The sequence below is a fragment of the Arcicella aurantiaca genome (assembly GCF_003148625.1).
Taxonomy (GTDB): Bacteria; Bacteroidota; Bacteroidia; order Cytophagales; family Spirosomataceae; genus Arcicella; species Arcicella aurantiaca.
The window spans coordinates 120,341-131,766 of record NZ_QGGO01000012.1 but is presented as its reverse complement, the minus strand read 5'-3'; the positions used below and the strand labels follow the sequence as shown (position 1 = coordinate 131,766).

Genomic DNA, 11,426 nt, shown 5'->3' with positions numbered 1-11,426 from the left:
CGTGTACCGTTCACCGAAAAATTATTCTTTCAACAATTTATTAATCAAACTTTCAAATTCTGCTACCCATTCAGTATAATATTTCCCTGTTCCGGGACCAGAAAAACCAGCATGAGTCTCTCGAATTTTTCCGTTTTTATCTATAATAATTGAGGTCGGAAAACCCACAATTTTATTCAACATTGGCAAACTTTCAGATGCACTTTCTGAACTATTAATTCCTGCTTGTAACAATGGATATTCAACGCCAAAACGTGAACGTAAAAGATTCATTTTCGTTACAAAAAAGTCTTTATCTAAAGTTTTTTCATAAGCCAAACCAATTACTTCAAATCCTTTAGCTTTATTCTTTTTGTAGAAAGGAGCTAAATAATTGGTTTCGTCCATACAGTTCGGACACCATGAGCCAAGCACTTGTACAACTACCACTTTCCCTTTAAATCTATCGTCTGAAAGCGAAATCTTCTCTCCTTTTTCATTCGGAAAAGTAAAGTCTAATTTATCGTAACCCTCTTTCAAATAAGTAATTTTCTTGACGTCGGGCAATTCTGCTTTGGCATCTCTTTTAGCTTCAAAGATTTTATAACCAAATACACCATCTTGAAATTTCCCTGTGATTTTATCTCCTTCTACCTTAGCTCTTAATAAAAACGCATGAGAACCATCAAAGGTTGACATAAACAAACTATCTCCTACCATATTTCCGTCCATATAACGATAGTCGCCCGTAGTTGTCAAAAATGAACCTGTCACAACATTTCCTTTTTGTTGGAAAGTCCCAACAGCAAAACTTACCTTTTGAGTAGTTGGATTGGTAAAATTAGTTGCCCATTTTCCTTGAACATTTCCTAAAATTGCCATTCTGTTAGTTCTGAATCGGTCGAGATAACCAAGTTTAGCATTAAAAGGAACTTGGAAGAAAGACTTTCTACCTTTATTTTTTCGGTAAACTCCTGTAAGCGTTTTATCAGTCATTTTTGCCACCAATTCAGCATCAAAAAGAGAAATCGGGATAATAAGAGAATCGCCAACAAGTGTTGCTTTATCAGTTTTAAACCTTTCAGCAGCATTTAAGACATAAACGTCGAAGGTATTTTTTGATTTCTTTTGAATTTCTAAACCAAAAGGAAGTTGTCCATTTTCAACTTGAACAGTAGCACGCCAACGAGTAGTTTGTGCTTTTACAAGTGTATTATTTAATAAAAATAGCGTTAATACAGCAATTATTTTTTTCATGATAATATTGGATGAAGTACAATTATATAATTTCTAAAATCAAAGATTAGTTCTCAATTTACCTCAAAAAGGTTAAAAAATAAAAAGAGTCAGAAGAACTAAACCTCTGACTCTCTGAAAGATATTTTGCGTTAATTACTTTTTCCACTCCAAAGTATTCAACAATTTGATAACATCTTTTTTCAAATATTCAATCACTGGAGCGAGCGAATCGCTTTTCATGGCTGTATTAAAATACAATGCTCCTCTCAAATAATGTTTGGTAGAATCGGTTGTATAAAACTGCAAATATGTTGGTACTTCGCCTTCCAATTCCATCAACATTGCTGATTTTCCTGATGGCGTTTTCAAAATTAAATCTTGAATTGAATATGCCTTCTGACCATGTTTAGCTGCCAATTTATGAGCATCATCAATCAATTTGGCTAATTTATTTTTATCTCCATTCAGCGGTTTATAAGTCAACTGAATCATCGCTTTGTACGCTGGATAATACACATACATCCAATGTGGTTCAGCCCATCTTACAGTATCAGGTTTCAGGATTGCTTGGGTAGAATAATCAAAACTAAAAGGGTGACTTTCAGCCATGTGTTGATATTTAACCGTTGGTAATTCTATTCGATTGTAACCTTTGGGTTTTGGCACAAAATCTCCCGAATCTGTTTTTTTCCCACAAGAAAACAGAACAGTTATCAGTAAACAGTAAGCAGTAAACAGTACACTATTAACATTATTCACATTAGGTTGAATACTGTTTTGAAGAGTTTTTACACTATTAATTATAAGCCTTGCTTTTTTCCGCATCATCTATATTTCATTTACTGATAACTGTTAATTGTTAACTATTCACTGATAACTATTAACTATTAACTGATAACTATTAACTATTAACTGATAACTATTAACTATTCACTGATAACTGTTAACTATTCACTGATAACTGTTAACTATTCACTGATAACTGTTAACTATTCACTGATAACTGTTAACTATTCACTGATAACTGTTAACTGATAACTGTTAACTGATAACTGTTAACTGTTAACTATTAACTGATAACTGTTAACTGAAAAATTAGTCTCCTAATAAATTACCTAATCCACCCAAAACTGAGCCACTTTCTTTATTGGCATTTCCACTGTATGGACTAACCGCACGAATTAATTTTGAAATTGGCATCGACTGAATCCAAACTCGCCCTGTACCACGCATCGTTGCTAAGAAAATTCCTTCTCCACCAAAAATCATTGATTTCAAATTTCCTGCTCTTTGAATATCGTAACTCAAAGTAGGCTCAAAAGCAACTACACATCCTGTATCAATTCTTAGCGTTTCGTTATTCAATTGCTTTTCAATAATTGTACCACCTGCGTGTACAAAAGCAAGACCGTCTCCTTGAAGTTTCTCTAAAATAAAGCCTTCACCACCAAAGAAACCCGCACCAATCTTTTGATTAAAAGTAATTGAAACCTTTGTTCCTAAAGCTGCACATAAGAAACTATCTTTCTGGGCAATCAAAGTATTTCCGGGTAAAGATGCTAAATTAATCGGTACAATTGTTCCTGGATAAGGAGCCGCAAAAGCTACTTTACGCTTTCCAACACCACGATTGGTAAAATGCGTCATGAATAAAGACTCACCTGTCAACAAACGAGAACCCGCTTGAAATATTTTACCCATAATAGAGTTATCTGCATTTGAGCCATCCCCCATTTTGGTTTCAAAAGTAATTCCGTCTTCCATATAGCACATTGAACCTGCTTCTGCAATAACTGTTTCATTTGGGTCAAGTTCAATTTCTACAAGTTGAATATCTTCGCCAATAATTTTGTAATCAATTTCGTGTGAGTTCATGTTCTTTAGATTTAAAATTTATGTCACAAAATAATGTGGTCTTGTTTATTCAAGAAAGTAATTATGGCTAATTGGTCAGGAAAACTATTAAACGGCAAAAAGCATCATACTTTTTCCAACTCGTATTTATTTAATCTTGTTTGAACAATATCATAAAAAGTCTGACGCAAAACATCAACGTCCGCCTGTGTCATTCCTTTTGTTTCGATGGGTTTATGAACAACAGCACGCAGTGTCTGTGGATAAACAGCATATTGATTATCGTGCATAATTTTATAGTTATTCAGAAAGGTAATTGGCACAAGAGGCACTTGTTGCTGAATTGCCATCACAAAAGCCCCATCTTTTAGGGGCAAGTGCATTTGTGGAAAATTAGGAGATTTAATTCCACCCTCTGGAAAAATCATAATACTACGTCCACTTTGTAACGCCCTGATAGAACGATTCAATGAAGTAGCTCTGCTATTTTTATCATTTCTATCGACTTGTATATGCAATTTGGCAAACATATACCCAAACAACGGAACGCTCTTGATAGAAGCCTTACCCACAAAAGCATAATAATTTTTGATGACCATTCCCATAGAAGCAATATCCATGTATGAAAAATGATTGGCACAAAAAACATACGCTTTGTTTTTATCAGGTTCAAATTCATACTCAACCTTTATGGGCATACCAATAAGCGGGAAAAACAGTTTTCCCCACAATCTATTCAGATAATGAGCATACGGTTTCCACTCGTTTTTCTGAAGGAAAATCCAGAATAAAGGAAACAACAATAAGAAAAGGAATACAAACCAAAAGGTCGCCCAAAGTGTATAGAGGAAAATCAGAATACGCATAAGGCAAAGATACTAAGTTTCGTAATTATCGAAAACTTGAAGAAAAAATAAAAGGGCTAAACAGCCGCCACTGTTAAGCCCTTTAAGAATATCTGTGCAGATATTTGATACAAACGTACTTATCCTATGATAAGGAAACAAGAAAAACTACACGTTTGCTGAATCTTGATGATAAACATATTAAATATTATTTTGTTTTTTTACCCTTATAAACGAAGAATAAAAAAGGTCTTTGATACCATCAAAGACCTTCTAAGTATTTATACTTAACAAACTTACATACCCATCATTTCTTTAAAAGCAACGGAATTTCGGGTTGAAATTTCTAATTCGATACCATTAGTCAAAACGACTTTCATACCACCTTTATAATAAGATTCGATATCGGCGATATATTCAGTGTTTATAATTTGCTGACGATTGGCACGGAAAAAAATATGCGGGTCTAAACGCTCTTGGATTTTATTCAAAGAACGGTGAATCATCGGGCGACTTGTTCCAAAATGGAAACGGCAATAATTCCCAACAGATTCAATCATATAGATTTCTGTCAAACGTACAAAATAGCATTTTTCACCGTCTTTCAAGAAGATACGTTTTTGTGGGGGAAGTCTTCCCTCCGACACCGCTTCTGTAATACGATGTTGTTGAATATCAGCTCGAACTTTTTCGATTGTTCTCGCCAAACGGTCAGACTTCATCGGTTTCAACAGATAATCCATTGCCTCCGATTCAAATGCTTGAATCGCATATTGATTATAAGCCGTAACAAAAACTACTTTAGGAACATATTCCAAATCAGTCAACAAATCGAATCCATTTTTCTCTGGCATTTCAATGTCGAGAAAAATTAAATCTGGTTGCAGACGATGAATTTTTTCTAAAGCCTCATCAACGTTCTCAGCTTCATCAATTATCTGAATATCAGGATATTCTTGTAATAAATACTTCAACTCTTGGCGGGCCAACCTTTCGTCATCCACCAAGATGGTTTTAATTTTCTTAGTCATTTGCTTTACAGGGGACAAGTCTTGATAGTGGCGGTTACCAGCTCGGGGAGAATAGGGTTTTCTATTTGCCATATCTGTGTAACTTAATTTTCAAACATTGTTTACTAATGTGATTCAACACCTATGAAAAATCAGGGATTGTATCTTATAACTACCTACTTTAACTGATTTAACACAGAACTATTACAAAATAAATTGAAATTGACGGTAATTCAATAAAATGTGTCTGTTTTAAGGTATTTCACCGCTAATATAACAAATTCCAAACCATATTTTGCAATCTGAATATATTTATAACTGGATTTTTTATTAAATGTAATATAATCTGTCCTTTTTCAAAATTTGAACGTAAAAAGCCTATTTCTTCTTCAAATTTCATGACTGTTTGACGTAAAGAATTTTCAATTAAGCAGGGCTTAAAATTTAGGCTTTAGGATTTCACACTGACATAAGCCTGATTATCAATGATTTAAAAAAACTTATAAATATTACTCAAATTTGAATGATTACATGTTTTATAAAAAGAAACAAACATTTTATGTTGAAAATGCCTTACAAATGCTCCTTTTAACTTTCAACATTTATTGAAAATCAGCGAAATTATGAAGGAAAAACTTAAATCATAATCATACGCTTAGAGATAAAGCATCTTTTATTTTCAATAATTTTTGAAACATCATAAAATAAATAAAAGACCCAAAATGGGTCTTTTATTTGATACGTCACAAAGTAAGGATTAATTTAATGATAGTGGTTTGATATATATTTATTCCATTTTAAGGAATGACCATTCTTATTTGAATAACTTAAAAAAACTTCCCCAAAACCAATTTTCATCAGCTTTGATGATTGATTCTAAAGTTTTATCGGTGTTGGAAGCAAACTTTTTCAAATTTTCTACTGTCTCAGCAAACTGTTTAACATCAGGGTCTGTAATGTCTGCTTCAATGGTGGACACTTGTTCTAATGCTCTCAGAATTGGCTCTAATTCACGTTTTTTACGTTCTTTAGCTACTTGCATTCCAATTTTCCAAACATCTTTTTCTGCCTCAAAAAATTCTTTTCGCTCACCCGGTTTTAATACTTTCCGTACTATTCCCCAATCAATCAAATCTCGAACATTCATATTGACGTTCCCTCTTGAAATCTGCAAGGCTTCCATTATGTCTTCGGTCGTCATGGGTACTGATGACACTAACAATAGTGCGTGTACTTGTGCCATTGTTCGGCTTACTCCCCAACTCGAACCCAAAGTTCCCCATGCTTGGATTAAATGTTGCTTTGCTTCATCAAGCGTCATAGATTGAAATTTAATTAATTTTATTGTGTGGCGATTGCTTTATGTAACAAAAATATGGATTAGTATTGAACTTTCAAAATTTTTTGAAATTATTTTTATAATAGTTTTATCTATAATATTTACTATTTAAAGAAGTCAATATCTGCCATGTTATTAAATTTGATAATCTGATAAATCAAAAAGTGGCATAGTCTTTGGCAATTATCACTATACGACAATCAATCAAACGTCAAAAGAGCCATAATGTATTGATTTTCAACAAGTCTGATAAATACTCGATAATTATTAAAGACTTTAATCTTTAATAATCATTGACCTAATACTCGATTAAAAACCAAAAATTTGGATTTTGAACGAACTTTTGAGTATTTTTATAATTAAATGGATACAAATTGCGGTCAATAGTAACCAAACCCAGTAAACGGTTATTGTATAAAATCAAAGCTATACCGTAACTGTCTGAAATCCTTACTTGAAAATAATGAAAAAAATCTTGCTCATTCTCAGTGTTCTATCACTGGCAAGCTGTCAAAAAAATGTGTATTTAACAGGTTCGTTAATGCACCAGCTCCAAGAAAATGAACTCGACTTAACTCGAATTCAATTTTATAATGATAATCCTCTTTATTTAGAACGGGAAGTACCTTCATCTGATGCCAATATTAAATCAGGGAAAGTAATTTTTAAGAATGGACGATACATCAATCGTATTTCTTTAGAAAAAGGAACACCAGGTTTACTCCAAAAAGAAAGTGCTGGAGATTTACTATTATCATTTGAAAAAAGTAAAGAGGATAATGCCCTACATTTTGGACCTGTTGCAGGAGAAAAAGGTGAATTCTTCTACCAACTTGTTGACTCTCAGGGAAGTCCAGCTTTTTCAAGATTAGATTACGAAGGAAATAAATATTTGGTCATTTATAAAAAACCAAGAGTACGAATTATGCTTTCAAAAAGTGTTTTGAACAATTTGAAAATCAAAGTTCGTAAGATGAAAGGGAATAAAATTAAATAACGATATTATTCATTTCAAAAAAGCTTCCAATTAAAGACTTTCGTCAATTAATTGGAAGCTTTTTTATTGCCTTCTACTACCCAATGACCACTTCGGCTATTTTATACCTATTACGTTCATAAGCAAACTGTTGTCCACTATTTGGAATGATATTTGCACAACTTCAAGTACGCACATCTCCGCTCTTCCGCCCGAAGTATTTTTAAACAACCATTAGATTTCCCATGAAAAATCTTCACAAACGCATCCTAAGCGTAGGCGTAGCCTGTTCGTCGTTGGTGGGTATGGCATTTGTATCGCTACCCAAACAACCCAAAGGCATTTTAACTTCCCTGAACTTAGCCGTCGCTAAATCAGAGCTTGAGTTCTTGGATTCTTTTACCAACAAAAAAGGTCCAGAAAAAGAAACAAGTGATAATTCATCACCCAAAACAACTCTGAAAGGGAAAGTACAAACCACCTCCAATTTGGCAATTGGATTAACAACTGTAGCCACAGAACAAAACATTCAATTAACTTGGACAACTCCGCAAGGACATAATAGTCGCAAGTTTATTATTCAAAGAAGTAAGGATTTAGAAAAATTTTATGACGTTGCCGAAATAAAACCCATCGCCAATGAATTAGTACACACTTTCACTGACGAAAACCCATCGGGCGGTTTTGTCAATCATTATCGAATCATTGAATTTGATGCTGATAGAAATATGCACGTTTATACGCCAATGGCGGTGCAAGCAAATGCAATGAATGGAGAAGCATTTGGCGTAACCTTACACACATCAGAAGAAGGAGAAATGATACGTGTAAAAATGGACAATGTTAAGGAATCAGATGTTTTATTGAGTACCATTACGGGCATGGGAGTACCTTGTGACGCTGTACAAAAAAGTAAAAGTGAAGTTATTTTATTGCCAACTTACCCCCTATCTCCAGGTGAATATATCGTTAAAATAAGAGATATTAAAGATGAAAAACGTTTCAAAGTTCAATTTAGAAGAACAGAAAAAATGTTTTAGGCTTTAATTAACAACTCTTTCATGGTCAGACTAATAGATTCAGGAAACTACAATCTATCAGCCTGACCATTTTTATTTTTCCAAGCATAAATAATAAATTAATGAATATTTAATAGTATGCTTGCATAATATTACTTTTATTTACAACTTTACGATGTTATGCACTGCATAATAATTGACCACTAAATTAATAGAAATATTTTTAAATTCTGAAAACCCATGAAAGCAGAGAAAACCGTAGATTATCATATTAAATCTGGCTGGCACGCAATCAGCAGAATGTATAACCTATACGCCGCTCCATTTGACATGACAATGGCGATTGGGTATGTTCTATTAAATATAGACCGTAAAGGTACTCCCGCAACAAAAATTGCCCCTGCCTTAGGCTTAGAAGCAAGAAGTTTGACTCGTATGTTGAAATCTTTGGAAGACAAAAAATGGATTCGTAGAGAAACCGATGAAGACGACCGTCGTGTGGTAAAAGTATATTTAACAGAAGAAGGTAAACGCAAACGTGACCTTGCTCGTGAAGGCGTGATTCTTTTCAACAATGCCGTTTATGAAAAAATTGGCGAAGAAAATCTTAATACATTCTTTGAAGTAATGAAAAAAATCAATGAAGTAGTCAATAATGATACCGCAAATTATCGTGCAGAAAGTTTAGTAGATACCAACATTGATGAAGAAATAATTTGAGTTTATAATTTTTGAAAATATTTTAAATATTATGCTTGCATAACATTTTTTTTATTCAGTATCTTTACATAAAATTAGTATGCAAGCATAACAATTTTAAAAATATTAAATATCCAGTACAATAACATCCAAAGAATATGACACTCACAGCTAACAAAGCATCTATCAAAGGAGGCGAGTTTTTAATCAAAGATATTGACGCTTCTCAGATTTTTATTCCAGAAGAATTTACCGAAGAGCAACAAATGATTGCTCAAACTTGTATTGACTTTCTTCGTACAGAAGTTCACCCTCGTTTAGATGAAGTTGATTATGCCAAAAATACAGATTTGATGGTGGAATTGATGGATAAAGCAGGTGAGTTAGGTCTTTTAGGTACGGCTATTCCAGAAGAATATGGTGGCTTTGGAATGAACTTCAATACCTCAATGTTAGTGGCAGAAGCTTGTGGAGGTGGACATTCGTTCTCGGTGGCACTTTCGGCACACACGGGTATTGGAACGTTGCCGATTTTATATTACGGAAATGAAGAACAAAAGGCTAAATATTTACCAAAATTAGCTTCTGGTGAATGGAAAGCGGCTTATTGCTTAACTGAACCAGATTCGGGTTCAGATGCCAACTCTGGAAAAACCAAAGCCGTTTTATCAGAAGATGGAAAACATTTTATCATCAACGGACAAAAAATGTGGATTACCAACGGTGGTTTTGCCGATTTGTTCATTGTATTTGCTAAAATCGATTCTGATAAATCTTTAACTGCCTTTATTGTAGAAAAAGACTTCGGAGGAATCACAATGAACGAAGAAGAGCGTAAAATGGGTATCAAAGGCTCATCAACTCGTCAGGTTTTCTTTAATGATTGCAAAGTTCCTGTTGAAAATCAATTATTTACCCGTGAAGGTGGTTTCAAAATTGCGGTAAATATCTTGAATATTGGTCGTATCAAATTGGCTTCGGCAGTAATTGGTGCATCAAAAGGAGTCATTTCTACCGCTGTTAATTATGCCAACGAACGTAAGCAATTCGGAACTTCAATCAGTCATTTTGGAGCTATTAAGCATAAAATTGCTGAAATGACAGTTAAAGTATTTGCCTCAGAATCAGCTTGTTACCGTGCAGGACAAAATATTGATGATGCCATTGAAGATTTATTGGCAGGTGGTATGGATGCTGGACAGGCGAAATTGAAAGGTGTTGAGCAATTTGCTATTGAATGTGCGATGTTAAAAGTTCATGGTTCAGAAGTGTTGGATTATGTGGTAGATGAAGGCGTACAAATTTACGGCGGAATGGGCTTCTCCGCAGAAGCTCCAATGGATAGAGCTTATCGTGATTCACGTATTAATAGAATTTTTGAAGGAACAAACGAAATCAATCGTTTGCTTTCAGTTGGTACAATTGTAAAACGTGCCATGAAAGGAGAATTGAATTTAATGCCTGCTGCTATGGCGGTTGGACAAGAGATTATGTCTATTCCTGACTTTGGAGCTGAGGAAGAAGAAGGTTTGTTTATCGCTGAGAAAAAAGTTATCAAGAATTTGAAAAAAGCAACGCTAATGATTGCAGGGGCTGCTTTACAGAAATTTATGATGAAGTTTGAGCAAGAACAAGAAATTATCATGGATTTGGCGGATATGCTTATTGAGCTTTATATCGCAGAATCAACTTTATTAAGAGTTGAAAAATTAATTGGCATGAAAGGTGAGGCTGCTTCTGCATTACAACGTGATGCCGCAATGATTTACTTACATACTGCCGTTGAAAAAGTAAATAATGCAGGAAAATCAGCCATTACAAGTTTTGCAGAAGGTGATGAATTGAGAGTAATGCTAATGGGCTTGAAACGCTTTACAAAAATTGAACCGATGAACTTAAAAGATGCTCGCAGACGCATCGCTGAGGCTTCAATTGAGAAAAATGCTTACGTATTTTAGGGATAGAATAAATTATATTTTTTGGTTTAGAAAGAAAAAAGAGGCGGATATTCTGCCTCTTTTTTTGTTCTTAAAATCAAGACAAAATAAAAGAGCCGTTCTTGTGGAACGACTCTTTTTATATTGATTGAAAGACAAAAGACTATTTCTTTTTCTTAGCCATTTCTTTAACCTTAGCAGCTCTACCTTGTTTGCCACGAAGATAAAATAATCTTGCACGACGAACTTTACCTCTACGCAATACTTCGATTTTGTCGATGTTTGGAGAAAGTAATGGGAAAATTCTTTCTACACCTACACCGTTAGAGATTTTACGTACTGTGAATGACTCACCTGCACCTGCGTTACGACGTTGGATTACTGTTCCTTGGAAAACCTGAATACGCTCTTTAGCACCTTCACGGATTTTTACGTGTACGTTGATTGTATCACCTGCTGAAAACTCGGGCAATTCTGCACGGCGTGCAGCATTTTCAGCCTCTACGAACTTAATTAAATCGTTCATTTT

Annotated in this window: 11 protein-coding genes; 4 read left to right on the top strand and 7 right to left on the bottom strand. The window is 34.2% G+C overall.

Translation table 11 applies throughout. The annotated features are described in order from the left end of the window. Positions 1 to 21: 21 nt before the first annotated feature. The 6 genes from LV89_RS12855 to LV89_RS12830 form a co-directional block, all read right to left on the bottom strand. Positions 22 to 1,236, bottom strand: coding sequence for a peroxiredoxin family protein (locus LV89_RS12855; RefSeq protein WP_109743305.1), 1,215 nt, complete (start codon positions 1,234 to 1,236; stop codon positions 22 to 24). Positions 1,237 to 1,371: 135 nt separating this feature from the next. After that, on the bottom strand, positions 1,372 to 2,046 hold the full coding sequence (gldD, locus tag LV89_RS12850) for a gliding motility lipoprotein GldD (RefSeq protein WP_229201513.1): 675 nt from the start codon (positions 2,044 to 2,046) through the stop codon (positions 1,372 to 1,374). A gap of 267 nt (positions 2,047 to 2,313) precedes the next feature. Next, positions 2,314 to 3,093, bottom strand: a complete 780-nt coding sequence (locus LV89_RS12845) for a TIGR00266 family protein (RefSeq protein WP_109743303.1) — start codon at positions 3,091 to 3,093, stop codon at positions 2,314 to 2,316. Positions 3,094 to 3,197: 104 nt separating this feature from the next. Beyond that, positions 3,198 to 3,938: a lysophospholipid acyltransferase family protein gene (locus tag LV89_RS12840; RefSeq protein ID WP_109743302.1), complete on the bottom strand. Its 741-nt coding sequence runs from the start codon at positions 3,936 to 3,938 to the stop codon at positions 3,198 to 3,200. A gap of 275 nt (positions 3,939 to 4,213) precedes the next feature. Further along, positions 4,214 to 5,020, bottom strand: a complete 807-nt coding sequence (locus tag LV89_RS12835) for a LytR/AlgR family response regulator transcription factor (protein WP_229201512.1) — start codon at positions 5,018 to 5,020, stop codon at positions 4,214 to 4,216. A 721-nt stretch (positions 5,021 to 5,741) separates the two neighbouring features. Continuing rightward, a complete protein-coding gene (locus LV89_RS12830) occupies positions 5,742 to 6,248 on the bottom strand; it encodes a GbsR/MarR family transcriptional regulator (RefSeq protein ID WP_109743301.1) in 507 nt (168 codons plus the stop codon). Between the two features lie 481 nt (positions 6,249 to 6,729). Here LV89_RS12830 and LV89_RS12825 point away from each other — a divergent pair, with 481 nt between their 5' ends. The 4 genes from LV89_RS12825 to LV89_RS12810 all read left to right on the top strand — a co-directional run bounded on the left by LV89_RS12825 (position 6,730) and on the right by LV89_RS12810 (position 10,918). Continuing rightward, positions 6,730 to 7,263, top strand: a complete 534-nt coding sequence (locus tag LV89_RS12825; protein ID WP_109743300.1) for a hypothetical protein — start codon at positions 6,730 to 6,732, stop codon at positions 7,261 to 7,263. A gap of 224 nt (positions 7,264 to 7,487) precedes the next feature. Next, positions 7,488 to 8,282, top strand: a complete 795-nt coding sequence (locus LV89_RS12820; protein WP_109743299.1) for a hypothetical protein — start codon at positions 7,488 to 7,490, stop codon at positions 8,280 to 8,282. A 219-nt stretch (positions 8,283 to 8,501) separates the two neighbouring features. Then, positions 8,502 to 8,981: a MarR family winged helix-turn-helix transcriptional regulator gene (locus LV89_RS12815; protein WP_109743298.1), complete on the top strand. Its 480-nt coding sequence runs from the start codon at positions 8,502 to 8,504 to the stop codon at positions 8,979 to 8,981. A 137-nt stretch (positions 8,982 to 9,118) separates the two neighbouring features. Beyond that, on the top strand, positions 9,119 to 10,918 hold the full coding sequence (locus tag LV89_RS12810; RefSeq protein WP_109743297.1) for an acyl-CoA dehydrogenase FadE: 1,800 nt from the start codon (positions 9,119 to 9,121) through the stop codon (positions 10,916 to 10,918). A 142-nt stretch (positions 10,919 to 11,060) separates the two neighbouring features. On the opposite strand, the gene rplS is transcribed toward LV89_RS12810, so the two are convergent. Next, positions 11,061 to 11,423 (bottom strand): 50S ribosomal protein L19, encoded by a 363-nt coding sequence (gene rplS, locus LV89_RS12805; RefSeq protein ID WP_109743296.1) that lies wholly within the window; start codon positions 11,421 to 11,423, stop codon positions 11,061 to 11,063. Between the last annotated feature and the right edge of the window lie 3 nt (positions 11,424 to 11,426).

Coding starts and splice junctions, on each gene's coding strand:
- LV89_RS12840 (WP_109743302.1), bottom strand. CDS start 3,938: ATGCGTATTCTGATTTTCCTCTATACACTTTGGGCGACCTTTTGGTTT.
- LV89_RS12815 (WP_109743298.1), top strand. CDS start 8,502: ATGAAAGCAGAGAAAACCGTAGATTATCATATTAAATCTGGCTGGCAC.
- gldD (WP_229201513.1), bottom strand. CDS start 2,046: ATGATGCGGAAAAAAGCAAGGCTTATAATTAATAGTGTAAAAACTCTT.
- LV89_RS12835 (WP_229201512.1), bottom strand. CDS start 5,020: ATGGCAAATAGAAAACCCTATTCTCCCCGAGCTGGTAACCGCCACTAT.
- rplS (WP_109743296.1), bottom strand. CDS start 11,423: ATGAACGATTTAATTAAGTTCGTAGAGGCTGAAAATGCTGCACGCCGT.
- LV89_RS12810 (WP_109743297.1), top strand. CDS start 9,119: ATGACACTCACAGCTAACAAAGCATCTATCAAAGGAGGCGAGTTTTTA.
- LV89_RS12830 (WP_109743301.1), bottom strand. CDS start 6,248: ATGACGCTTGATGAAGCAAAGCAACATTTAATCCAAGCATGGGGAACT.
- LV89_RS12825 (WP_109743300.1), top strand. CDS start 6,730: ATGAAAAAAATCTTGCTCATTCTCAGTGTTCTATCACTGGCAAGCTGT.
- LV89_RS12845 (WP_109743303.1), bottom strand. CDS start 3,093: ATGAACTCACACGAAATTGATTACAAAATTATTGGCGAAGATATTCAA.
- LV89_RS12820 (WP_109743299.1), top strand. CDS start 7,488: ATGAAAAATCTTCACAAACGCATCCTAAGCGTAGGCGTAGCCTGTTCG.
- LV89_RS12855 (WP_109743305.1), bottom strand. CDS start 1,236: ATGAAAAAAATAATTGCTGTATTAACGCTATTTTTATTAAATAATACA.